The sequence below is a fragment of the Crossiella sp. CA-258035 genome (assembly GCF_030064675.1).
In the GTDB taxonomy this organism is placed as follows: Bacteria; Actinomycetota; Actinomycetes; order Mycobacteriales; family Pseudonocardiaceae; genus Crossiella.
In genome coordinates this window covers 4,691,294-4,713,296 of record NZ_CP116413.1, presented here as the reverse complement: position 1 = coordinate 4,713,296, position 22,003 = coordinate 4,691,294, and the positions used below count along the sequence as shown (strand labels likewise).

The 22,003-nt window shown below is 72.5% G+C and carries 27 protein-coding genes; 8 read left to right on the top strand and 19 right to left on the bottom strand.

Annotation, left to right across the window (positions count from 1 at the left end; translation table 11 throughout):
- Position 1: 1 nt before the first annotated feature.
- On the bottom strand, positions 2 to 499 hold the full coding sequence (locus tag N8J89_RS21495; protein WP_283658784.1) for a MarR family winged helix-turn-helix transcriptional regulator: 498 nt from the start codon (positions 497 to 499) through the stop codon (positions 2 to 4).
- A gap of 53 nt (positions 500 to 552) precedes the next feature.
- Here N8J89_RS21495 and N8J89_RS21490 point away from each other — a divergent pair, with 53 nt between their 5' ends.
- From N8J89_RS21490 to N8J89_RS21480, 3 genes are all read left to right on the top strand, one after another.
- Positions 553 to 1,422, top strand: a complete 870-nt coding sequence (locus N8J89_RS21490; protein WP_283658783.1) for an EamA family transporter — start codon at positions 553 to 555, stop codon at positions 1,420 to 1,422.
- Between the two features lie 5 nt (positions 1,423 to 1,427).
- A complete protein-coding gene (locus N8J89_RS21485) occupies positions 1,428 to 2,057 on the top strand; it encodes an NAD(P)-dependent oxidoreductase (RefSeq protein ID WP_283658782.1) in 630 nt (209 codons plus the stop codon).
- Between the two features lie 128 nt (positions 2,058 to 2,185).
- Positions 2,186 to 2,980 carry an alpha/beta fold hydrolase gene (locus tag N8J89_RS21480; protein WP_283658781.1) on the top strand — a complete coding sequence of 265 codons (795 nt, stop codon included), beginning with the start codon at positions 2,186 to 2,188 and terminating at the stop codon, positions 2,978 to 2,980.
- Positions 2,981 to 2,993: 13 nt separating this feature from the next.
- On the opposite strand, the gene N8J89_RS21475 is transcribed toward N8J89_RS21480, so the two are convergent.
- The 7 genes from N8J89_RS21475 to N8J89_RS21445 all read right to left on the bottom strand — a co-directional run bounded on the left by N8J89_RS21475 (position 2,994) and on the right by N8J89_RS21445 (position 9,368).
- A complete protein-coding gene (locus N8J89_RS21475; protein WP_283658780.1) occupies positions 2,994 to 3,578 on the bottom strand; it encodes a hypothetical protein in 585 nt (194 codons plus the stop codon).
- 54 nt (positions 3,579 to 3,632) lie between these two features.
- Positions 3,633 to 4,553 (bottom strand): DUF5829 family protein, encoded by a 921-nt coding sequence (locus N8J89_RS21470; protein ID WP_283658779.1) that lies wholly within the window; start codon positions 4,551 to 4,553, stop codon positions 3,633 to 3,635.
- Positions 4,554 to 4,611: 58 nt separating this feature from the next.
- Positions 4,612 to 5,757 (bottom strand): coiled-coil domain-containing protein, encoded by a 1,146-nt coding sequence (locus N8J89_RS21465; RefSeq protein WP_283658778.1) that lies wholly within the window; start codon positions 5,755 to 5,757, stop codon positions 4,612 to 4,614.
- A 197-nt stretch (positions 5,758 to 5,954) separates the two neighbouring features.
- Positions 5,955 to 6,749 carry an ABC transporter permease gene (locus N8J89_RS21460; protein WP_283658777.1) on the bottom strand — a complete coding sequence of 265 codons (795 nt, stop codon included), beginning with the start codon at positions 6,747 to 6,749 and terminating at the stop codon, positions 5,955 to 5,957.
- Positions 6,746 to 7,711 carry an ATP-binding cassette domain-containing protein gene (locus tag N8J89_RS21455; RefSeq protein WP_283658776.1) on the bottom strand — a complete coding sequence of 322 codons (966 nt, stop codon included), beginning with the start codon at positions 7,709 to 7,711 and terminating at the stop codon, positions 6,746 to 6,748. Before N8J89_RS21455 ends, N8J89_RS21460 begins: the two co-directional genes overlap by 4 nt.
- A gap of 119 nt (positions 7,712 to 7,830) precedes the next feature.
- Complete coding sequence (locus tag N8J89_RS21450; protein WP_283658775.1) at positions 7,831 to 8,397, bottom strand: EXLDI protein; 567 nt, start codon at positions 8,395 to 8,397, stop codon at positions 7,831 to 7,833.
- Between the two features lie 101 nt (positions 8,398 to 8,498).
- Positions 8,499 to 9,368 (bottom strand): alpha/beta fold hydrolase, encoded by an 870-nt coding sequence (locus N8J89_RS21445; protein WP_283658774.1) that lies wholly within the window; start codon positions 9,366 to 9,368, stop codon positions 8,499 to 8,501.
- Between the two features lie 82 nt (positions 9,369 to 9,450).
- Between N8J89_RS21445 and N8J89_RS21440 the strand changes: the two genes are divergently transcribed.
- Positions 9,451 to 9,999, top strand: a complete 549-nt coding sequence (locus tag N8J89_RS21440; protein ID WP_283658773.1) for a CGNR zinc finger domain-containing protein — start codon at positions 9,451 to 9,453, stop codon at positions 9,997 to 9,999.
- On the opposite strand, the gene N8J89_RS21435 is transcribed toward N8J89_RS21440, so the two are convergent.
- Positions 9,996 to 10,997 carry an AraC family transcriptional regulator gene (locus N8J89_RS21435; protein WP_283658772.1) on the bottom strand — a complete coding sequence of 334 codons (1,002 nt, stop codon included), beginning with the start codon at positions 10,995 to 10,997 and terminating at the stop codon, positions 9,996 to 9,998. The genes N8J89_RS21440 and N8J89_RS21435 overlap by 4 nt on opposite strands.
- Positions 10,998 to 11,119: 122 nt before the next feature.
- Here N8J89_RS21435 and N8J89_RS21430 point away from each other — a divergent pair, with 122 nt between their 5' ends.
- The gene (locus N8J89_RS21430) at positions 11,120 to 11,947 is read left to right on the top strand and encodes an NADP-dependent oxidoreductase (protein ID WP_283658771.1); all 828 of its coding nucleotides are present in this window, start codon (positions 11,120 to 11,122) and stop codon (positions 11,945 to 11,947) included.
- Here the strand turns inward: N8J89_RS21430 and N8J89_RS21425 are convergent.
- From N8J89_RS21425 to N8J89_RS21400, 6 genes are all read right to left on the bottom strand, one after another.
- Entirely contained in the window at positions 11,928 to 12,587 is a 660-nt protein-coding gene (locus tag N8J89_RS21425) for a response regulator (protein WP_283658770.1), read from the bottom strand. The genes N8J89_RS21430 and N8J89_RS21425 overlap by 20 nt on opposite strands.
- Positions 12,584 to 13,708, bottom strand: a complete 1,125-nt coding sequence (locus N8J89_RS21420; RefSeq protein WP_283658769.1) for a sensor histidine kinase — start codon at positions 13,706 to 13,708, stop codon at positions 12,584 to 12,586. Before N8J89_RS21420 ends, N8J89_RS21425 begins: the two co-directional genes overlap by 4 nt.
- A 28-nt stretch (positions 13,709 to 13,736) precedes the next feature.
- Entirely contained in the window at positions 13,737 to 14,237 is a 501-nt protein-coding gene (locus tag N8J89_RS21415; protein WP_283658768.1) for a DUF1772 domain-containing protein, read from the bottom strand.
- Positions 14,238 to 14,313: 76 nt separating this feature from the next.
- Positions 14,314 to 14,841, bottom strand: coding sequence for a DinB family protein (locus N8J89_RS21410; RefSeq protein WP_283658767.1), 528 nt, complete (start codon positions 14,839 to 14,841; stop codon positions 14,314 to 14,316).
- Positions 14,842 to 14,902: 61 nt separating this feature from the next.
- Complete coding sequence (locus N8J89_RS21405; protein ID WP_283658766.1) at positions 14,903 to 15,790, bottom strand: DUF2268 domain-containing putative Zn-dependent protease; 888 nt, start codon at positions 15,788 to 15,790, stop codon at positions 14,903 to 14,905.
- A gap of 48 nt (positions 15,791 to 15,838) precedes the next feature.
- Positions 15,839 to 16,162 carry a cupin domain-containing protein gene (locus tag N8J89_RS21400; RefSeq protein ID WP_283658765.1) on the bottom strand — a complete coding sequence of 108 codons (324 nt, stop codon included), beginning with the start codon at positions 16,160 to 16,162 and terminating at the stop codon, positions 15,839 to 15,841.
- Positions 16,163 to 16,232: 70 nt separating this feature from the next.
- On the opposite strand from N8J89_RS21400, the gene N8J89_RS21395 reads away from it, so the two are divergent.
- The gene (locus N8J89_RS21395) at positions 16,233 to 17,195 is read left to right on the top strand and encodes a helix-turn-helix domain-containing protein (RefSeq protein ID WP_283658764.1); all 963 of its coding nucleotides are present in this window, start codon (positions 16,233 to 16,235) and stop codon (positions 17,193 to 17,195) included.
- Here the strand turns inward: N8J89_RS21395 and N8J89_RS21390 are convergent.
- From N8J89_RS21390 to N8J89_RS21380, 3 genes are all read right to left on the bottom strand, one after another.
- Positions 17,185 to 18,111 (bottom strand): NADP-dependent oxidoreductase, encoded by a 927-nt coding sequence (locus N8J89_RS21390; protein WP_283658763.1) that lies wholly within the window; start codon positions 18,109 to 18,111, stop codon positions 17,185 to 17,187. The two genes, N8J89_RS21395 and N8J89_RS21390, sit on opposite strands and share 11 nt — an antisense overlap.
- An 88-nt stretch (positions 18,112 to 18,199) precedes the next feature.
- On the bottom strand, positions 18,200 to 19,135 hold the full coding sequence (locus tag N8J89_RS21385; RefSeq protein WP_283658762.1) for an aminoglycoside phosphotransferase family protein: 936 nt from the start codon (positions 19,133 to 19,135) through the stop codon (positions 18,200 to 18,202).
- Between the two features lie 37 nt (positions 19,136 to 19,172).
- Positions 19,173 to 19,403: a hypothetical protein gene (locus N8J89_RS21380; RefSeq protein WP_283658761.1), complete on the bottom strand. Its 231-nt coding sequence runs from the start codon at positions 19,401 to 19,403 to the stop codon at positions 19,173 to 19,175.
- Between the two features lie 86 nt (positions 19,404 to 19,489).
- Between N8J89_RS21380 and N8J89_RS21375 the strand changes: the two genes are divergently transcribed.
- Positions 19,490 to 20,062 carry a TetR/AcrR family transcriptional regulator gene (locus tag N8J89_RS21375; RefSeq protein ID WP_283658760.1) on the top strand — a complete coding sequence of 191 codons (573 nt, stop codon included), beginning with the start codon at positions 19,490 to 19,492 and terminating at the stop codon, positions 20,060 to 20,062.
- Here the strand turns inward: N8J89_RS21375 and N8J89_RS21370 are convergent.
- Positions 20,028 to 20,738: a TetR/AcrR family transcriptional regulator gene (locus N8J89_RS21370; protein WP_283658759.1), complete on the bottom strand. Its 711-nt coding sequence runs from the start codon at positions 20,736 to 20,738 to the stop codon at positions 20,028 to 20,030. The genes N8J89_RS21375 and N8J89_RS21370 overlap by 35 nt on opposite strands.
- Before the next feature lie 58 nt (positions 20,739 to 20,796).
- Here N8J89_RS21370 and N8J89_RS21365 point away from each other — a divergent pair, with 58 nt between their 5' ends.
- Complete coding sequence (locus N8J89_RS21365; protein ID WP_283658758.1) at positions 20,797 to 21,990, top strand: alpha/beta hydrolase; 1,194 nt, start codon at positions 20,797 to 20,799, stop codon at positions 21,988 to 21,990.
- Positions 21,991 to 22,003: the final 13 nt, after the last annotated feature.

The following is a 22,003-nucleotide window of genomic DNA, read 5'->3' as shown; positions in this document are numbered from 1 at the left end:
GTCAGAAAACGGTATCGCCCAGGGAGGTCAGCAGGGTGCGCAGGATGTCGGCGAGGTCGGTGCGCTGCTGCGGGGTGAGTCCGGCGAGCAGGCGTTCCTCGGTGGCCACGTGGTCGGGCAGCGCCCGGTCGATCAGCGCCTTGCCCTCGGCGGTGAGCTGGACGTGCACCACCCGGCCGTCGGTGGGGCTGGGCTCGCGGGTGATCAGGCCGCGGGACTGCAACCGGTCCAGCCGCTGGGTGATCGCGCCGGAGGTGACCATGGCCGAGCGCATCAGCTCGGCCGGGGTCAGCCGGTGCGGTGGGTCGTTGCGGCGCAGGGTGGCCAGCACGTCGAAGGAGGCCCGGTCCAGGCCGTGGTCGGCGAAGGTGCGGGCCATCGCGGTGCCGGTGAGCCGGTTCGCCCTGCCCAGCCTGCCGAGCACGGCCATCGGGGAGACGTCCAGGTCCGGGCGCTGGGCGGCCCACTGCGCGAGTACGCGGTCGACGTGATCTGTCACGCACCCATCCTAAATGGCTTAGCGATGTCTTAGCGGTGAGATACATTGCCTTAGTGCTAAGCAATCGCCTGGGGGTCTTGCTGGTCACGGCACTGGCCCCCGCCATCTGGGGATCGACCTACCTCGTCACCACCGAACTGCTGCCACCGGACCGCCCGCTGCTGGCCGCCGTGCTGCGCGCGTTACCGGCGGGTTTGCTGCTCGTGCTGATCACCCGCCGATTACCGACCGGCCAGTGGTGGTGGCGCGCCGCCGTGCTCGGCACGCTCAACATCGGCATCTTCCTGGCCCTGCTGTTCGTCGCGGCCTACCGCCTGCCCGGGGGTGTCGCGGCCACCCTGGGCGCGGTGCAGCCGCTGCTGGTGGCCGGGTTCTCCGCCGGACTGCTCGGCGCCCGGCTGACCACCCGCACCGTGCTCGCGGCGCTGGCCGGACTCGCCGGGGTGAGCCTGCTGGTGCTGCGTGCCGACGCCGCCCTGGACGGCCTCGGCGTGGCCGCCGCGCTCGGCGGCGCGGTGGTGATGGCCCTGGGCGTGGTGCTCAGCAAGCGCTGGCGCGCCGACGCCCCGCTGCTCGCGGTCACCGGCTGGCAGCTGGTCGCCGGCGGCCTGGTCCTGCTCCCGGTCACCCTGCTGGTGGAAGGCCCGCCGCCGCCCGTGCTGACCGGGGCGAACCTGCTCGGCTACGGCTACCTGGCGATCATCGGCGCGGCCGTGTCCTACGCGTTGTGGTTCCGCGGCATCAACGCCCTCTCCCCCACCGAGGTCACCTTCCTCGGCCTGCTCAGCCCACTGGTGGCCACCCTGCTCGGCTGGCTCGCCCTCGGCCAGGGCCTCACCCCGGTCCAGGGCCTGGGCGGCCTGGTCGTGCTGGCCGCCGTGGTCACCGCCCAACTCCCCTCCCGCACCCTCGTCAGGAGCTGATTCCCTTGCGCATCACCGTTTTCGGCGCCACCGGCGCGACCGGCAGCCGGGTCGTCACCGAGGCCCTCGCCCGCGGCCACCAGGTCACCGCGGTGGCCCGCTCAGCCGACCGCTTCCCCGCCCTGCACCCCTCGGCGACCCACCGCGCGGCCGACGCCGCCGACCCGGCCGCGGTCGCCGAACTGGCCGAGGGCCAGGACCTGGTGATCACCGCGACCCGCCCGCGACCGGGCCGGGAACCCGAGCTGGTCCAGGTCGCCGAGGCCATGCTCACCGCCCTGCGCGACACCGGGGTCCGGCTGCTGATGGTCGGCGGCTCGGCCAGCCTGCGGGTGGCAAGCGGCGAACTGCTCGTGCACACCGCCGACTTCCCCGCCCACCTGCGCCCGATCGCCTTGGCCTGCAAGGACCAACTGGCCGTGGCCGAGGCCAGCACCGGCGTGGACTGGACCTACCTGAGCCCGCCGATGCTGCTGGAGCCCGGGGTGCGCACCGGCCGGTACCGGGTGGGCAAGGACGAACTGCTGGTCGACGAGCGGGGTGAGTCCGCGATCTCCATGGAGGACTTCGCGGTGGCACTGCTGGACGAGGCCGAACAGCCACGGCACCGCGGCCGGTTCACCGTGGCCTACTGACGGGGAGGGATCGCGGGGCCTTCGGCGCGGTGCCGCCCGTTCGCTATTAAGTGTTGCTAGGTACCGGTGGTCAGCGCTACCTTGTACCGGTACCTAGTGACACCAAGTAGCGCGAGGAGCAGCTGACCATGGCCGAAACGAACGCGAAGTGGACCGGCATGGTGCCGGTGGACGACACGGCCCTGGCCGTCACCGACACCGGCGGGCCCGGCATCCCGGTGCTCTACCTCAACGGCCACATGGCCACGCAGGTGCACTGGCGGCGGACCATCGCCGAGCTGGGGCCCGGGTGGCGGCACATCACCTACGACATGCGCGCCCGCGGCCGGTCGAAGCGTTCGGCGGACTACTCCTTCGAGACCAACGTCCGGGATGTGGACGCCGTGCTCGCGGCCAGGGGCGTGGACCGAGCGCTGGTGGTGGGCTGGTCGTACGGGGCGTTCGTCGCGGCGCACTGGGCCAGCCGCAATCCCGGCCGGGCCGTGGGCGCGGTGTTCGTCGAGGGCGCGCAGCCCTACGACTGGTACGACGAGGCCATGGCGCAGCGGATCCGCAAGCTGTGGCGGTGGCTGAGCGTGGTCATGCTGCCGCTGCGCCTGGCCCGGCTGGGGCCGACGATGACCGGTGCGCAGATGGCCGAGAGCAACATCGAGGTCGGCAGGCTCGCCCAGGAGCACGTCCTGGGTCCGGTGCTGGATGAGATCACCGTCCCGGCCCGGTACGTGAACGCCTCCGGATCGTCCTTCGGCAGCAAGGGCGATGAGCAGGAGCTGATCCGCGCCAGCCTGTCCAAGGTGACCGCCCGCAACCCGCACATCAAGATCCACGCCAAGGTCGCCAGCACCCACGGTTCCATCCTGCGCAAGGACTTCCGCGCCATCGCCGGGGCCGTTCGCGAGGTCGCCGCGCCCGGCCGGGCCTAGACGGGTCGCGTTCTCAACATCCGGCAGCACGTTTTTCGCGCAGGTGTTCCAGATAGGCCGCCGGTCCGCCGTGCGCGTGGCACTGGGCGCCTGGCCGGAGGTGCTCGATCCCAGCTCTGGTCAGGCGCACGGTGGTGGTGGCACGCCTGCCGTGAGCGGGCCGGCCGTCCCCGGCGGCCAGCACGTGCACCTCCGGCGGGAACTGCGCCCGCGCGGCCGCCGGGTCGGCCACCGGGGCGTGACTGGTGCGGTTGGCGCTGCTCACCCGCAGCGGGTGGGTGAGCAGCGGCCGCAACGGCGCCCAGCAGGAGCCGAACACCAGCACAAATCCGTCCCGCGCCGCGTCCAGGACCCAGACCGGCGCGGTGCGGGTGACCGGCAGCAGCGCGGTCACCCGTTCCTCGGCCAGGAGGGCCCTGGCCATGGCGACTTGGTGCGGACCGAGGTCCAGTGCCGCGGCGAGCTCCGCCCACGGCCCGTCCTCGACCAGCCACAACGCCACCGCCTGGCCGGCCGGGCGGCCCTTGGCCGCGTTGATCGCCTCGGCGGTGGTGGCGGCCACCACCGAGGTGAGCGGGTGCGGGTTGGGCAGCACCACCGCCGCGCCACTGGCCAGCGCGGCGGCCGCCCGGACCAGGTCAGGGATGACAGGTCACCGCTGGAAGGTCCACACGGCGCGGGTGCCGGGGCCGACGGTCAGGGTGGAACGGCCGATCGGCACCACCTGACGGGCGCCCAGGTCCCGGTTCAGGGTGAACTCGACCATGCGCAGGCCGATCTGGTCCTGCGGCACGGCCTCCAGGCGCATCGTGGTGCCCCCGCGGGTCACCAGCACACCGCCAGGGAAGGGGACGACCACAAAACCGCCCGCCTTGAGCAGCGGCAGCGTCACCCTCAGGTCGCGCTCGGTGACGCCGATGTGCATCGCGGAGACGTCCCGCATCAGGTGCTTCTGGTAGTCCTCGTTGAGGTAGCGGTCCCTGCTGACCTCACCGGGGTAGGCGGCCGGCCGGATCTTGGTGCGCGGATCGCTGAGGTACTCCTCGCGGTACTCCATGCCCCAGGCGTTGAGCGACTCGTACTGCTCGGGGCTGGTGAAGATGGCGTCGAACCAGGGCACCGGCACGCCGTCGCCGAAGTCCCTGGTCTGCTGGAAGTCCACCGGCTTGACGCCCTGGTCGCGCAGGCGCTGGCGCACCTTCTCCAGCTCGCCGGCGTTCTCGGTGGAGACGCCGAAGCCGGTCATGCCGAGCTTGCCGTCCTCGCCGGGCAGGTCACCGACCCCGAACATCTCGAAGTAGGTCTCGCGGCCCATCAGGTAGCGGCCGGTCCAGGTCTGGCCGCCCGCACCGGTGGTGGTGCGCACGTGGAAGCTGGCGAACTCGCGCAGGTAGGCGGAGTGCTCGATGGCGTCGGCGGTCTCCCGGTCGACCACCCCGTAACCGTGGTTGAAGTACATCAGTTGCCGTGCAGGCGGCGGCTCGGCCGAGGCCGTCCCGGTGACACCGGCCAGTGCCAGTGGGACGGCCAGCGCGGCGGCCGTGATCACGCGTAATACCCGTCGAAGCAGCATGACCGGATGCTAGGTCGCGCTGACCTGCGGCGTTAGTGATTCGAACAGACCCGAATCCTCACTTGGACATCAACTGGTCGAGTTGCCGCTCGGCGCGTTCGGCACGGGCCAGCGTCTGGGCGCGGGCCTCGTCCAGCGCGGCCAGGCGTTCCTCGGCGGTGGCGCGGGCCTGTTCGACCGCGGCCGCCAGCTCGCGCGCGTGGCCCTCCCGCAGCTCGCGGAGCTCCTGGCGAAGTCGGTCCAGCTCAGCGCGGGCGTCCTCGGCGGTCTGCTCGGCGCGTTCGGCGCGGACCTCGGCCTGGGCGCGGGCTTGGTCCGCGGCGGTGATGCGGACCTGCGCGGCGCGGTCGGCCTGCTCGGTGGCGGTGGCGGCCTCCTTCTTGGCCAGGGCGATGGCGTTGGTGGCTTCGCGCTGGGCGCGTTCAACCGCGGACTGGGCGTCCCGCTGCACCTGGGCCACCGAGGCGGCGGCCTCCCGTTGAGCCGCTTCCACGTCCTTGGCCGCTTGGCGGCGGGACTGTTCGGCCTGGGCCACCGCTTCCTGCTGGACGCGGTCGATCTCGGCGGCGGCCTCCCGGCGCACGCCCTTGATCAGCACCTCGGCCTCGTTGCGCGCGGCCAGCACCTCCTCGGCGGCCTGGCGGGTGGCGGCTTCGGCCTGGGCTTCGGCGTGGTCGCGGGCGGCCAGGGCGGTGATCGCTTCCTGTTCGGCGGCCTCGGCGGCGCTGGCCGCGTCGTCCGCGGCGGCTTCGGCCTGAACCCTGGCAGTTTCGGCTTCCCGGCGGGCCGCTTCGGCGGCGACCGCGGTGGACTCGGCCTCGGCGATCCGGCGGGCGGCGTCGGCCTGGACCGCCTGCACCTGGGCTTCGGCGGCGCTGGGGTCGGCCAGGGTGGACAGTTCGGTGACCGCGGAGTTGAGGGTCTGGTTCAGCTGCCCGGCCAGGGTGCGGAACTGGGTCAGAAGCTCGTCAGCGCGTAGTCGGGCCGCTGTCACCGGTCCAGCCTGTTTCGTCACGGTGACGATGGATTCGGCTGCTTCCTCGCCCTGTTGCAACCGCTGTCGTTCCCGCCAGGCCCGCCAGCGGGTGTGTTCGGGCAGGTCGCAGTACTCCGAGGGGCGTCCTGGGCCGCCGGTGCGGGCGATCGGGCGGGTGCAGCCCGGGTAGTTGCATATTCCGGGCTCGCGGCTGACTTCGACGGTCACCGGAGAATCGTAGCGTTATTTCCGTCACGCACACACGTAACGACACGAAACGAAATCGGATTGGGGCGGATGGGGCGGCGCAGACGAAAGCCCTGGTTGACCTCCGATAAGTGAACATTATCGGCGGTCAACCAGGACTGGTCGGGTTGATCGAGTCCGACTGAGTTTGGTTTGCGTTGTGTTTATGCGACGTTACGTTACTGCGACGAATCACGGTTGTAGAGCCGGACCGCCATGACCGCGCCGAAGATCGCCAGTCCGAGGCACCAGGCGATCGCGATCAGCCAGCTGTAGCCGATCGGCGTCCCGGTGAGCAGGCCCCGCAGGGTGTCCACGATCGGGGTGAACGGCTGGTACTGAGCCACCAGCGCCACCCCGTCGGACATCGCGGCCGGTGGGATGAACGCGCTGCTCAGGAAGGGCAGGAACTGCAGCGGGAAAGCCGCGGTGTTGGCCCCGCCCTCGGTCTTGGCGACCAGGCCGATGGCCACCGCGAGCCAGGTGAAGGCCACGATCACCAGCGTGACCAGACCGAACGCCGCCAGCCACTCCCCCGGTCCCGCGGTCGGCCGGAAGCCCATCAGCACGGCCAGCAAGATGATCAGCGTGACGCTGACCAGGGTGCGCAACAACCCGCCCAGGACCTGGCCGATCAGCACCGAGCTGCGGCTGATCGACATGGTGCGGAACCGGGCGATGATCCCCTGCTGCATGTCCGAGCACACCTTGATCGCCACCGCGCTGCCGCTCGAGGCGCCGATGGCCATCAGCACGATCCCGGGGGTGAGGTAGTTGAGGTAGTTGCCGGAGCCGGTGAACGGGCTCATCGCGTTGCCGAAGACGAAGCCGAACAGCAGCATCATCAGCAGCGGCATCAGCACCGTGGCCACGGTCATCAGCGGGTAGCGCTGGGCGTGCCGCAGGTCCCTGCGCAGCATGGTCAGCGAGTCGCGGACGGTGGCGGGCCGGGCGGTCAGGGCCATCGTGCTCATCGGGCGAGTTCCTTGTCAGCGTCGGCCGCGTGGCCGGTGAGGGCGAAGAAGACGTCGTCGAGGTCGGGGGTGTGCACGGTGAGCCGGTCGACCTCGATGCGGTGGCTGTCGAGCCGGTCCAGCACGGCGCGCAGCTCCAGCACGCTGCCGTCGCCCGGGACTTGCAGGGTGAGCGACTGCGGGTCGGGCGTGCCCGCCGGGAAGATCCGCTCGGCGGCGGCCAGCTGGTAGTGGCTGGGGAAGCGCAGCTGGACGAACCCGCCGGGGATGCGGCGCTTGAGCTCCTCCGCCGTCCCCTCGGCGACCAGCCTGCCGTGGTCGAGCACGGCGATCCGGTCGGCGAGCTGGTCGGCCTCCTCCAGGTACTGGGTGGTCAGGAACAGGGTCACGCCCTGCTCGGCGACCAGCTCGCGGATGATCTCCCACATGGTGTGCCTGCTGCGCGGGTCCAGCCCGGTGGTGGGCTCGTCCAGGAAGATCACCCGCGGCGAGCCGACCAGCGTCATGGCCAGGTCCAGCCGCCTGCGCATGCCACCGGAGTAGGTGGCCGCGAGCTTGTCCGCGGCCTGGACCAGGTCGAACTTGGTCAGCAGCTCGGCGGCGCGGCGGCGGCCCGCCGGGGTGGGCAGGTGGTTGAGGTCGGCCATCAGCTGGAGGTTCTCCCGGCCGGTGAGCAGGTTGTCCACCGCGGAGAACTGCCCGGTGACGCCGATCGCGGCGCGCACCCCGGCCGGGTCGGCCAGCACGTCGTGCCCGGCCACCCGCAGCTGTCCCCGGTCCGGGCTGATCAGCGTGGACAGGATGCGCACCGCGGTGGTCTTGCCCGCGCCGTTGGGGCCGAGCAGGGCGAAGACCGTGCTCTCGGCGACGTCCAGCTCCAGGCCGTCGAGCACCACGTGCTCGCCGAAGGACTTGTGCAGGCCGGTCACCGTGATCGCCGACCGGGCGGACCTGACTGTCATGATGTGCTCACTTCGTTTCCGTTTGCGAATGTCGATGGGCGCACTGGGCCCTTGATGGGCAGCGCGAAGAGACCCGGCGTGCTCGGCCGGGCTGGATTACCGCAGGTGGAAGCGGTGGATCAGATGTCGAGGTCCTCGACGGGCGGCTGTTCGGCGGCCCTGGCGATCAGGCTGTAGAGCTCGGCCGGGATCTTGGCCTGCAACTCGGTCACGGTCTCGACCACCTCAAGGGTGGCCTCGCCCTGGTTGAAGCCCCAGGTCTGCTCGCTGAGGCCGAGGAAGCTGGACCAGCTCTGGTTCTGCCCCATGCCGATCAGGCCGCGCCAGCCCTCGGCCGGTCCACTGCCCTCGGTGCCGGGCTCGCCTGCGGTCCACTCCGGCGAGCGGTCGATGTGCAGCACGAACTTGCCGGTGCGCGAGCGGTAGACCCGGTACACCTCGACCCGTTGGTCACTGGCGTTGCCCCACTCGCCGAGCAGCACGCCGGAGAAGCGCACCTTGCGGCCGACCCCGGGCCCGACCTTGACCACGACCTCGTCGAAGCCGGCGGCCCTGCCCTCTTCCATGTCCACGTACCGGCGCAGCGCGGCCACGATCGCGGCGGAGAGACTGCCCCCGGCGAGCTCCTGCGCGCGGGCGAACAGTTCCAGGTCATCACCGGAAACGTAGATCGTCTTGTTCGGCACGACAGCATCCTAACCCCCACCCCTCGGCCTGCTATACGTATGAGTGTACGTAGACAGGGCCGGTCGCGCAAGGATCGCGCGACCGGCCCTGTTCGTGCAGGTCAGAGCTTGTCCAAGAACTCCGCGATCAGGGCCGCGATCTCCTGCAGCCGCTCCTCCAGGGCGAAGTGGCCGGTGTCGAAGAGGTGCAGTTCGGCCCCGGGGAGATCGCGGAGGTAGGCGTGCGCGCCGGACTCGGTGAAGAACGGGTCGTTCCGGCCCCAGGCGATCAGCGTGGGCGGGGTGTGCGTGCGCAGCCAGTGCTGCCAGTCCGGGTAGCGCTCCAGGTTGCGGTGGTAGTCGAACATCAGCTGGACCTGGACCCGCTGGTGCCGCGGCAGGTCGAGCAGCCGCTGGTCCAGGGCGGGGCTGTCCGGGTCGACCAGTGAGCGGTCGCGCACGCCGGTGAGGTACTGCAGGTCCAGCGAGCCGCTGGAGACCTCGCGCAGCAGGAGTTCCTCGGCGCCGGGCTGCTCCGGGCGCAGGTCGATGACCTGCTGGAACAGCGCGGAGATGCCCTCGTGGTAGGCGTTGCCGTTCTGCACCACGAGCCCGGCGACCCGCTCCGGCCTGGCCTCGGCGAGGCGGAAGCCGACCGGCGCGCCGTAGTCGAAGAGGTAGAGGGCGTAGCGGCGCAGGTCGAGTGCGTCCACGAAGCCGGTGATCACCTCGGCGAGGCGGTCGAAGGTGTAGGCGAACTCGGCCGGGTCCGGGGTGTCGCTGTGGCCGAAGCCGGGCAGGTCGGGGGCGACCAGGTGGTAGTCGGAGCCGAGGGCCTCGAACAGGCGGCGGAACTGGTGCGAGGCGGTCGGGAAACCGTGCAGCAGCAGCAAGGTGGGGGCCTCGGCCGGGCCGGCCTCCCGGTAGAAGATCCGCAGTCCGTCCACCTCGACGTGCCGGTGGGTGATCCGGGGCAGGGTCAGCGCGGTCATGTCACATGCCTCTCTGGTCGCTTGATGCATTAGTAGACCGTCGGGGACTAATGGGTCAAGTCGGTGCAGTAGCATTAGCTACATGGTGGAGTTCCCGTTGACCGGTGAGCAGCTGGCGTTGGACCTGCTCAACACGCGTCCACACCTCGGCGGCGAGCCGGTGGACCTGCTGGCCATGCCGGAGGGACTGCGTGAGTGGCTGGCCGTGCAGTCCGGCCGGTTGTCCGCGCCCCCGGACACCGAGGCGGTGCGCGAGGCGGTGTTCGCGGCGCGCGAGCTGGCGGCGGCCGCGGTGCTGGCGCTGCGGCACGGGCAGGAGCCGCCGGCGGAGGTGCTGCCGGGACTGACCGAGTTGCAGCGCGCCGCGCCGGTGCACCAGGAGCTGAGCTGGGACGGCGGGGTGGTGGTGCGCCGGGTCCGGTCAGGTTCGGCCGCGCAGCGGGTGGGGGCGGAGCTGGCCGAGGCAGTGGCGGAGCTGATCGCGGGGCCGGTGGCCGAGGTGCGGGAGTGCGAGAGCGAGGACTGCGTGCTGCTGTTCCTGCCCGCGCATCCGCGGCGGCGGTGGTGCTCGGCGCAGCGCTGCGGCAACCGGGCCCGGGTGGCGCGCTACTACCAGCGGCACAAGGGCTAGCGCCGCCGGTACCGGCCTGGCGGCTGGCCGAAGGCGCGCTTGAACGCGGTGGCGAGGGCGAACTCGGAGAGGTAGCCGACCCTGGCCGCGATGACGCCCACCGGGTCGGCGGTCTCGCGCAGCAGGCGGGCGGCGGTGGTCATCCGCCACCAGGTGAGGTAGGTCAGCGGGGGCTGGCCGACCAGGGTGGTGAAGCGGCGGGCGAAGGGCGCGCGGGAGAGGCCGGCCTCGGCGGCGAGCTTGGCCACGGTCCACGGGTGGGCCGGGTTGTCGTGCATGGCCTGGAGCGCGGCGGCGGTAGCCGGGTCACGCAGGGCGGCGGACCAGCCGGTGCCGGTGGCGGTCAGGCAGCCGCGGAGCAGGTAGACGAACAGGGTGTCCAGGAGGGCGGGGATCAGGGCGTCGGTGCCCTGGCCGGGGCTGGTCAGCTCGCGGGCGAGCAGGGTGCGGGCGGCGGTCAGCTCGGGGGGCTGGGTCGCGACGGGGAGGTGGACGGTGGCGGGGAGGGTGCGCAGGAGGGGGTGGGTGCGGGCGGGGGTGAGCTCGTAGGCGCCGCAGAGGGTGACGGTGGTGATCGGGCCGGGGCCGGGGGTGGTGGCGCGGACGTGACGGGCGGAGGTGTCGGCGGGTGCGGGCATGGCGTGGGCCGGGTGGTCGGGCGGACCGGGGGCGGGGCCGGGCGCGTTCGCGGCAGGGCTGGGCGAAGCGGAGGCTGGGCCGGGCATGTGGGCGGCGAGGCTGGGCGGCACGGGGGCGTCGGCGGGCGAGTTGGCGGTCAGGGTGTGGTTGGGGCTGGTGGGGAGGAACAGGATGTCGCCCTTGGCCAGGTGCAGCTCAGTGGGTGCGCGCAGCGTGCACTCGCCCTGGAGCACCACGTGGAAGCCCGCGGCGCCCGGGACCTCGGCGTAGTCCTGGCGCCAGTTGCCGTGCCAGGTCACGTGGGCGGAGCGGGGGTTGCCGGTGCGGAGCACGGTGAGCACGTCGCTGAGCAGGTCCACGCGGTCAGGGTAGGAGACGATCGCGTAGGAAATCGCGCTTTGGACACATGGTTCGTCTCGGTGGGCGGATCTAGGTTCGGGGTGTGTTGAGTGTGCGCGTGCATGAGCACGGAGATGCGTCAGTGATCAGGCTGGACCAGGTGCCGGTGCCGCAGCCGGGGGTGGGCGAGGTGCTGGTGGCGGTGGTGGCCACCTCGTTCAACCCGACCGAGATCGCGGTGCGGGCCGGGGTGTTCCCGGTGCCGCTGCCGTTCGCGCTGGGCTGGGATGTGGCCGGGGTGGTCACCGGGCTCGGGGACGGGGTGTCGGAGTTCGCCGTTGGGGACGCGGTGGTCGGGTGGGTGGATGGCGGGGCGGCCTCGGAGTTCGTGGTCGCGCCGGTGGAACGGCTGGTGGCGGCGCCCGGGTCGATGCCGTTGGCGCATGCGGCGGGGATTCCGCTGGCGGGGTTGACCGCGATGCAGGCGGTCGCGGCGGCGGGGGTGGCGGCCGGGCAGCGGGTGCTGGTCAACGGGGCCGGGGGTGGGATCGGCGGGTTCGCGGTGCAGCTGGCCAGGCGGGCCGGGGCGCACGTGATCGCCACGGCCAGTGCGCGGAGTGCGGAGGCGGTGCGGCAGCTGGGGGCTGACGAGGTGGTCGACTACACCACCGCCGTCTTTGACGAGCCGGTGGACGTGGTGCTCAACGTGGTGCCGGTCAGCGCGGCGGAGGGGTTGCGGCTGGCCGGGTTGGCGCGGGTGTTCGTGTCGGTGGCCACGCCGGTGGTGGCGGCGAATGCCAGCCATGTGGTGGCGCGGCCTGATCGTGCGCAGCTGGCGGAGCTGGTCGGGCTGGTGCGGGTGGAGGTCAGTGCGGTGCGGACGCTGGCCGGCACGGCTGAGGTGCACCGGCTCAGTGAAGCGGGCGCGGTGCGCGGCAAGGTGTTGCTGACTACTGGCCGCCCGGGGTGATCAGGCCGGTCTCGTAGGCCAGCACCACCAGCTGGGCGCGGTCGCGGGCGTGCAGTTTGGTCAGCAGCCTGCTCACGTGGGTGCGGGCGGTGGCCGGGCTGATGTGCAGCAGGGCGGCGATCTCGTCGTTGGAGCGGCCCGCGCCGACCGTGGCCAGCACCTCCCGTTCGCGGTCGGTGAGCACGGCCAGCCGCCGCAGGTCGGCGCGGGGCGGGCTGGTGGCGGCGGCGTGCATGACCCTGCGGGTGACCGCCGGGGACAGCAGCGCGTCGCCGCCTGCCACGATGCGCACCGCGTTGCGCAGCTCGTCCGGGCCGGTGTCCTTGAGCAGGAAGCCGGAGGCGCCGGCGCGGACTGCGGCCAGGATGTGCTCGTCGGTGTCGAAGGTGGTCAGCACGATCACCCGGACCTCGCGCAGCGCGGGGTCGGCGACGATCTCCCGGGTGGCGGTCAGGCCGTCGGTGCCGGGCATGCGGATGTCCATCAGCACCACGTCCGGGCGTTCCCGGCGGACCAGCGCGAGGCCGGACTCGCCGTTGTCGGCCTCGCCGACCACGGTGATGTCCTCGGCGCGGTCGAGCAGCGCGCGCAGGCCCTCGCGGACCAGGTACTGGTCGTCGACCAGGGCGATGCGGATCATGGGCGGGCCCGCAGCGGGATGTGTGCCTGGACCAAGAATCCTCCGCCGCTGGGCGTGCTGGTGTGCAGGGCGCCGCCGAGCAGGGCCAGGCGTTCGCGCATGCCCATGATGCCCCAGCCACCGTTGGCGGCGGGGCTGGCGGGACCGGGCGGGCCAACTCCGTCGTCGCGGACGGACAGGCGCAGCTCGTCCGGGCGGTAGGACAAGGTGATCTCGACGGTGCGGGCGTTGGCGTGGCGGCGGATGTTGCTCAGCGACTCCTGGGTCACCCGGTAGGCGGTGGCGTCGGCCACGGCGGGCAGTGCGGCCGGTTCGCCTTCGGCGCGCACGGTGACGGTCAGGCCCGCGGTGGTGGCGGCGTCGACGAGCTCGGGGAGGCGGTCCAGGCCGGGCACCGGGTCGCTCTCGCCCGCGCGCAGCGCGCCGAGGGTGGCGCGGAGCTCCTGCACCACCTCGCTGCACGCGGTGCGGACGGCGGTGAGGGAGCGTTCGGCGCGGTCGGGGTCCTCACGCAGGGTCTCCCTGGCCACGTCGGTGTGCAGGGAGATCACCGCGACCGTGTGCGCGAGCAGGTCGTGCAGGTCGCGGGCGATGCGCAGGCGTTCCTGCTCCACCCGGGCGGCGGCTTCGCGTTCGCGGTCCAGTGCGGCGGCCGCGCGCCAGCCGCGGCGGGAGCGGACCGCGTCGCCGAAGGCGATCACCGCGGCGAACAGCGCGGCCGAGACGCCCAGGTCCAGGCCGAGCACGTAGCCGGGGTCGTCGCCCTCGTCCAGGCGGGCCACCGTGGAGACCACCAGCACCGCCACGCCCACCCCGCCGGCCCAGCGGGTGCGGCCGGCCTCGGCGGCGGAGTAGAGCGGGGCGGCCAGTGGCACGGCCAGGCCGATGGCGGGCAGGTCGAGCACGTAGTAGGCGATCAGCGCGGTGGCGCTGAGCAGCAGCACCGGGACCGGGTGCCGGCGGCGCAGGAACAGCACCCCGGCGAACAGCAGCGCGAAGGCGTAGGCCAGCGGGGGCGGCGGAGCGGTGCGGCCGAGGTTGGCGGTGATCGCCGCGCCCACCGCCAGCAGCACCAGGGCCGCCAGCAGGGCGTCGGCGAGCCGGGGGCGGCTGCTCAGCATGGTGTCCACTGTGGACCAGCCCGCCTGGTCACGCCACGGACCGGGTGCGCAGCAGGCGGACCAGGCCGGTGAAGGCCAGGGCCGCGGTGAGCGCGGTGGCGGCGACCCGGAAGTAGTGGCCGAAGATGAACTCCGCGGCGGTCTGGCGCAGGAACTCCGCGGAGTGCACGGCCAGGCCCTCGGTGAACATGATCGTGTTGCGCGGGTGGAGGTACAGCACCGAGAACAGGCCCTCCCCCAGCGCCAGCACGAGCAGGCTGGCCAGGAACCACCAGCGCGCCCGCGGCCGCCGCCACAGCGTGATTGCGGCCAGCACCGCGGCGGCCACCGTGGCCATGCCCAGCGGCCGGAAGACATCGCCCGGCCCGACCACCCGGAAGAACCCCATCGACTCGGCCAGCGAGGCCGGTGGGTCGCGGAAGATGTTGGGGTACAACAGGACGGTCTCCACCAGCACGCCACCGAAAGCGGTCATGGCGATCCACACGTAGCCGATGGAGACGAGGCAGGCGAGCCGGGCGCGGTCCATGGGGGCAACGCTAGGCAGCGCGCGGGGCGGGCGAATCCGTTCGGAATCGCGGTCGGCGTACGCGTCTGGACGTACGTCAGCGGCTCCGGGCGTGCAGGATGCGGAGCTGGCCGATCTCGGCGACGTTCTTGGTCAGCTCGACCGTCACCCAGCCCGCGATGTCAGCCAGGGTGAACTCCCCGCCCCAGGGCAGGGTGCGGGTGCGTTCGGTGGAGTCCAGGTCGGCGTCGGTCAGCGGCAGCAGGGCGGCCCGCCAGTTGTCCTTGAGACCGGTCAGCCAGGCGATCATGGACTCGGCGGTGCCCGGCCAGGTGATCTCCGCGCGGTCCGGGGCGCCGTCGCCGAAGAGGTGGCCGTGCGTGGTGGTCCACCAGAAGCCGATGTGCCAGCTGACCCAGCCGATGGTGGTGGTCGGCGCGGGATCGGGCTCGGGTTCCGCCCAGTCGGCGTGCCAGCGGCCGTCGGCGCCGGGGCGGACGGTCCAGCTGTCCGGCGCGGGCTCCCACAGGCAGGCGGTGTCGTCGAGCCCGGTCAGGTGGTGCTCGAACAGGGACCAGGCGATGTCGAGCTGCTTGAGCAGCAGGTCGACCCGGGCGGCAGTCATGCGTGCAGGGTGGCCGCGCCGTCCGGGTCCGGCAACCGGATTAGCGCCGGACCCGGACGGTTCAGCTCATCCGGTGCAGTGCGGTGGCGATGATCTCCGCGCTCGGCGCGTGCAGGGCCTGGGCCGCGGTCTGGCCGGTCGCGGCCAGGTAGGCGTCGACCAGCCGGTTGCCCACGGCGTACCCGGCGCCGGTGGGCAGGCCGACCGGGGTGGCGCCGTAGTGGGCCGCGATGGCGTCGCCGTGCACCCAGGCGGCGAAGTTCTGCATGCCGGTGACCTCCAGGCCGGAGACGACCTTGGCGAAGACCGCCTCGTCGTGCAGGTGCGGCACGCCGATGCGGGTGTGGCCGAGGTCGTCTCCGTGGAGCTGGCGGGCGAAGGCGTCGGCCAGGCCCTCGGAGACCAGGTGCTCGCCGACGTTGACCGTGGCCGGGTCCCACACCACGCCGCCGGGGCGGTAGCGGAGGTTGTGGTTGAGCTCGTGCACCACGGTCGCTTCCAGGCGGTCCAGGTTCTCCGGGTACGGCCACAGGGTGATCACGATGTAGCCGGAGATGCCGCCGTTGCCGGTCACGCCGAGGCTGGGCCCCATGAAGTTGGCGTCGCCGGGGTCGCCGAGCACGAACAGCACGGAGATGTCCGGGACCGCCAGCTCCGGGGTGGCCGCCAGCTGGACTTCCAGCGCCTGGTCCAGGGCGCGCTGGAGGCGGGGCCAGGCGTCGGCCGCGGCGAGGGTGTCCAGGGCGTCCAGGCAGCGCTGTTCGTCGCGGTCCAGCGGGAAGCCCGCCGAGGCCAGGTGCATCGCGACCAGGTCGACGTCACCCGGGAAGTAGCGGTACATGCCCGCCATCGGTTCGAGCATGGCGCGCAGCAGCTCGGACCGGTCGGCGACCGGGGCCCGCAGGATGCCGGTCATGGCGGTGTGGGTGTCGAGAACGGTGATCGTCATGTGCCGGACCCTAGGAGCTGACGTAGCTGGAGGTTCAAGTCCTGTTGCTCACCCCTCCGGGTAGAACAGGAACAGCGTGCAGCCAGTGGTGGTCTGCGGGACGTGCGAGGAACCGGCGGGCGCGTGGATGAAGGAGCCCGCCGGGTAGTCCCGGTCGCCGTCGTTGAACACGCCGGAGACCACGAAGACCTCCTCCGGTCCCGGCTCGTGCACGTCGATCCCCTGCCAGCGGCTGTCCGGGTCCATCTCCAGCACGTAGGCCTTCGCGCCGTTGTCCCCCTGCCACAACGGGCGCAACCGCATGCCCGGGAAGAGTTCCTGGACCGGGGCGTCCTGGACGGTGGACCACACGTAACCCTCTTCGGTCGTCATGCGGCCAGCCTGCCGATCCGCGCGCCGGCCGCCGAGTGTCAGGAAAGACATCATCCGGTACTTTTCTGCCATGCACCGGGTCGTGGCGCTGCTCCGCCCACCGCAGTCGACCTTCGAGCTCGGCTGCGCGGCGCAGGTGTTCGGCATCGAACGGCTGGGAGTGCCGACCCGGTACGCCTTCGAGGTGTGCACGGAGCTTCCCGGCCCGGTCGCGACCTACGCCGGGTACGACATGCTGGTGACCGAGGGGCTGGCCGCGCTCGACCGGGCCGACACCGTGATCGTCCCCGGCTGGCTGCCGGTCCAGGAGCCGCCGTCGGCCACGGTGGTCCAGGCGCTGCGCCGGGCGCACGCCAGGGGCGCGCGGGTGGCCAGCATCTGCTCCGGCGCGTTCCTGCTGGCGCACGCCGGGCTGCTGGACGGACGGCGGGCGACCACGCACTGGGCGCAGACCGACGAGCTGGCCGCCCGCTTCCCGCAGGTGCGGGTCGATGCGGACGTGCTCTACGTCGACCACGGCGACGTGGCCACCAGCGCGGGCGCGGGCGCCGGGTTCGACCTGTGCATGCACCTGGTCCGGCGGGACCAGGGCGCCCGGTACGCCGCGGACATCGCCCGGACCATGGTCATGCCGCCGCACCGGGAGGGCGGGCAGTTGCAGTACTCCGCCCCGCCCCACCCGGCCCAGTTCGACGGTTCGCTCGCGCCGTTGCTGGACTGGGCCGCCGGGCGACTGGGCGAACCGGTCACCGTGGAGAGCCTGGCCGCGCGGGCGGGTCTGTCCACGCGCACCCTGGCCCGGCGGTTCGCCGAGCAGCTGGGCACCAGTCCTGGTCAGTGGCTGCTCGCCCGGCGGCTGGCTGTGGCGCAGGACCTGCTGGAGTCTTCGGATCTTCCGTTGGAGGCCATCGCGCGGCGGGTGGGGCTGTCCTCGGCCACCAACTTGCGCAGGCGGTTCGCGAGCGCGTTGGGGACCACGCCGGGGGCTTATCGGCGGGTGTTCCGGGATCGGGACAGGCGACCTAGTCCATGAGCAGGACCAGTTTTCCGCGGACGTGGCCGCCCTCGCTGGCTCGGTGGGCGGCCGCGGCTTCGGTCAGGGGATAGGTGCGGGTGATGGGGAGCTTGATCTTTCCGGCGGCTACCAGGGCTGTTGCGTCGGACAGGGCGCCGGGGACTTCTTCGGCGGGGCCGCCCCAGCTGGCTCGGACGCCGAAGTCGGCGGCTTGGCCGTCGGCGATGGTGAGCACGCGGCCTGGGCCGCCGGTGAGGGCGAGCAGGGTGGGCAGGCCGCCGCGGCCGGATAGGTCCAGGGCCGCGTCCACGCCCTGGGGGGCGAGTTCCTTGACCCGCTCGACCAGGCCTTCGCCGTAGCGGACCGGGTGGGTGCCCAGGCCGCGCAGATAGGCGTGGTTGGCTTCGCTGGCGGTGCCGATGACGGTCAGGCCGCGTTCCCTGGCCAGCTGCACGACGAAGGTGCCGACCCCGCCCGCGGCGCCGTCGACCAGCAGGGTCTCCCCCGCTTTCACCTCGAGCAGGGCGAGCACCCGGTAGGCGGTGGTGGCCACCCCGGGCAGGCCGGCGGCGGTGGGCCAGTCCAGTTCGGCGGGTTTGCCGGTGAGCTTGCCTGCGGTGGCCAGGGTGTGGGTGGCGTAGGAGCCGGTGGCGGCCGTGCCGAGCACCTCGTCGCCGATGGCGAACTCGGTGACCTCCGGGCCGACGGCGTCGACCACGCCCGCGACGTCCGAGCCTGGCACGGCGGGGTAGGCGGCCGGCATGCTGGGGAAGGCGCCGGCGCGGACCTTGGTGTCGAAGGGGTTGACCCCGGCGGCCTTGACCCGGATGCGGAGCTGGCCGGGGCCGGGTTCGGGGAGGTCGCGCTGGACGGGGTGCAGCACCTCGGGGCCGCCGTGCTCGGTGAAGACGATGGCGGTGGACTGCTCGGGCATGGGGGTCCGTTCTGTGGCTTGGGGCGGCTGTCTGGGTTGAGCCTCCGCTGTGCCGGTGCGGCACGCCAGCCACGATCGGGTTGAGTGGTCAGGCCAGGTAGTGCGCCATCGCGGCGGCGACGGCGAGGTGGTCGGGGACCAGCGTGCCGTCGTCCTCGTCCTCGATGTGCCACAGGCTGTTCTGCAGCACCCGGCCCACGGTCCAGCGCGCGGCGCGGGCGCGGTCCAGGCCGAGGTGGTCGGTCATCAGGTCGAAGCGGCGGCGCAGCGCGCGGGGCACGTCACCGGTGGCCTCCAGGTCCTCGAACCGGCTCTCCAGCGCGGGGAACAGCTCGAAGCCGGGGTCGCCCGCGAGGGGTTTCGGGTCGATGGCCAGCCAGGGTTCGCGGCTGGCGCCGGGCAGCGGGGCCAGCACGTTGTCGTGGTGCAGGTCCCACAGCAGCAGGCGGTCGCCGGGTTCGTCGAGCACCTCGCCGACGATGGCCGCCCAGGAGTGCAGGCGGACGGCGTCGGCCGGGTCGGCCAGCCGGGTGGCCTTGCCGGGGGTGTCGGCGATCATGGCGGCGGCGATGTCGCCCAGCCGCCGCATGCCGGGCGGGGCCTGGTGCTGGACCAGGCGGCCGAGCAGGCCGGTGAGGATGGTCAGGGCCTGCTCGCCGTCGGGCAGGGAGGACAGCGGGCGGCTGGCGTCCAGGCGTTCCAGCAGCATGGTGCAGGTGGGCTCGTCAGCGGCCAGCAGGCGGACGATGCCGTCGCCGTCCCAGTGCCGCAGGGCCAGCGGTTCGCCGCGGTTCTCCTCGTTGGGGCGCTGGAGCTTGAGCACCGCCGGGACGTCCTCGGCGGTGCGCACCGGCAGCACCAGGGAGGCCATGCCGTGCATGGACTCGCCGTCCAGGCGCAGGTTCCAGCGGTCCAGGAAGTCCGTGGCCAGCGCGGGCAGCTGCTCGATCCAGGCCAGGCCCTCGTCGCCGTCGAACTTGGCGTACATCCCGGCCAGTTCGGCCGGCACCTCGATGATCGTCATCAAGGTCGATTATTGGGCCGGGGCCAAATGGTTTTCGCTAGCGGCGCTTGCGCAGCTCCAGCAGTGCGATGAGCCCGATCGCGGCGGCGATCACCAGCACCGGCCCCAGGTAGCCCATGGTCCCGGTCGGCTCGCCGAAGATCCAGCGGAACGGTCCGCTGTGTCGGCCCTCGATCAGCCAGCGCACCAGGGGCACCGCGCCCAGGGTGATCCCGACCAGGGCGATCACCCCCTGCGCACCGTCCACAGCGGACACACTCTTGGCCATCTGCTCTCCTCCCGCGGGCAATACGGTCGTACCGTAGTTCGCCACCCAGCCGCTCGTCAATACGGTCGTATTGGTAGTGTGGGCCGGTGGCCGAGGAACAGAAGTCCAAGATCGCCGAGGCGATGTGGCGGCTGGCCGCACGCGCCGGGCTGGAGGCGGTGAGCGTGCGCGAGGTGGCCGCCGAGGCAGGCGTGTCGGTCGGCCGGGTGCAGCACTACTTCCGGAACAAGGACGCGCTGCTGCTCTACGGGCTCAAGCTGGCCGGGCAGCGGATGGAGCTGCGGATCGCGGACCGGCTCAGCGGGCTGGCCGGGTCGCCGGAGCAGCTGCTGCGGGCCGCGCTGGAGGAGGTGCTCGGCGACGATCCGGACACCCGGCAGGCGATCAGGGTCAACGTGGCCTTCCTCGGCCGGGCGATGGAGGACGTGGCCATCGCCGACGTGCTCTTCCAGGACAACGCGGAGCTGCGCGCGCTGGCCACGCACGTGGTGTGGCAGGCCCAGCAGGAGGGCCGGGCGGCCGGGCTGGACCCGGAGCGGGAGGCGCGGATCATCTGGTCGCTGGCCGACGCGCTGACCATCGAGCTGGCCTGCGGGCAGCTCACCGGGGCCGAGGCCACCGACACTATGCGCTACCACCTGGACCGGGTGCTGAGGTAGGCAGTTCCGCCGCGAGCGTGCTCAGGAAGGCGTCCATGGCCATCTGGAACGGGCTCTCCCGCATCTGGATGACCAGCTCGGCGGCGCTGGCGGTGATGTTCGGGTACCGCTGCGCGGGCAGGGTGGCGTAGACCTCGCGCCAGATCGCGTCCTCGGCCTGCTCCGCGGTGTGCACGGCCGCGTCCAGGGCGGCGAAGGACAGCGCGATGCCGATGAAGCAGCGGTAGTGCCGGACCGCCTCGGCCGGTGGGAAGCCGGCCTCGCGCAGGATGCCGAGGATGGTCTCCACCGCGGCGGTCTCGTGCTCGCGGCCAGTGACCCGCGCGGTGACCAGGGCGGCGGCCCTGGGGTGCGCGAGGTTGGCCCGGTAGATGCGCTCGCCGAGGGCGCGCAGGTCCGCCACGCAGTCGCCGGTGGTGCGGTGCCCGGCGAAGGTGCGGCCGATCAGCTCGTCGGTGATGGCCAGCAGCAGGTCGTCCTTGCCGGTGAAGTAGCGGTAGATTGCGGTGGCGTCCGCGCCGAGGGCCGCGCCGAGCCTGCGCAGGGACAACCCGTCCGGGCCGTGCAGCTCGATCAGCCGCAGTGCGGTGTCGATGATCAGCTCCGCGGAGAGCAGCCGGCCCCCCTGGGTGCGCCTGCGGCGGGTGCGGTGCTCGGGAACGCGCTTGGGAGCCACCGGCGCAGCTTATGTCAACACCATTGACGTTAGGATCCGCGATCTCTTTCCTGTCCGCATGCGTGATGCGGGCAGGCGGATGGCGGCGGTGCTGGTGCTCGGACTGCTGGCGGCCTGCGCGCCGCCGGTGGCGGACGCGGTGGACAAAGCGAAGGCGGCCGAGGCTGCCAACGCACTCCCCCGCGACGGGTTCTACGAGGTCAGCCCGGATGGGGCCGCCCCGGGCACGGTGCTGCGCGCCGAGCGGTTCACCGGCTGGCGGCTGCCGCCGGGAGCGAGCGGGACCAGGATCGTCTACGACTCGCGGTCCGCGGCGGGCACGCCGGTGGCGGCCTCGGCGGCGGTGCTCACCCCGGCCGGGCAGCCGCCGGACGGGGGCTGGCCGGTGGTGGCCTGGGCGCACGGCACCAGCGGGGTGGCCCGGCAGTGCGCGCCCTCGCTGATGAAGGACCTCTACTACCCGGAGGTGATGGCCGAGTGGCTCGGGCGGGGCTACGCGGTGGTGGCCGCGGACTACTCGGGGCTGGGCGCGGGTGACGGGCACGAGTACCTCACCCTGGCGGCCAACGCCCAGGACGTCCGGTACGCGGTGGCCGCGGCCCGGCGGGCGGTGCCGGAACTGGGGGCGCGCTGGGTCGCGGTCGGGCATTCCCAGGGTGGGCAGACGGTGTGGGGCGTGGCCCGGCAGGAGGTGACCGAACCGACCGGGGGGTTCCTCGGCGCGGTCGCGCTGGCACCGGTGACGCCCTATGACCGGTTGCAGGAGCGGGTCGCGGACAACCCCGGCCAGGGGCAGTACCTGGCCTATGTGGCCAGTGCGATCGCGTTGCAGCACAAGGACTTCAGCCCGGCGGACATGCTGAGCGAGGCGGGGCTGCGGGACTACGGGAAGTACCTGCGGGAGGGTTGCTGGGGCTATGGCCGGGCGGTCAGCGGCACCGCGACCTCGCGGGAGTTGTTGCGCCCCAACTGGTCCGCGCATCCGGCCGCGCGCGCCTTCATCGAGGGCAACCGCTACTCCGGCGGCGCGCTGGCCGGGCCGATCCTGGTGGTCGCTGGGGCGTCGGATGTGGACGTGGCCGCCGACACCGTTGCCGAGGAGGCCAGGAAGCAGTGCGGGCAGGGCACGGCGGTGACCTATCGGGTGTTTCCCGGCGGGCATGACGGGGTGCTCGGGGAGTCCTCGGCCGAGCAGGAGCGGTGGGTGCGGGAGCGGTTCGCCGGGGTGGCCGCGACTCGCGCCTGCCCGTAGACATTAGGGTTTC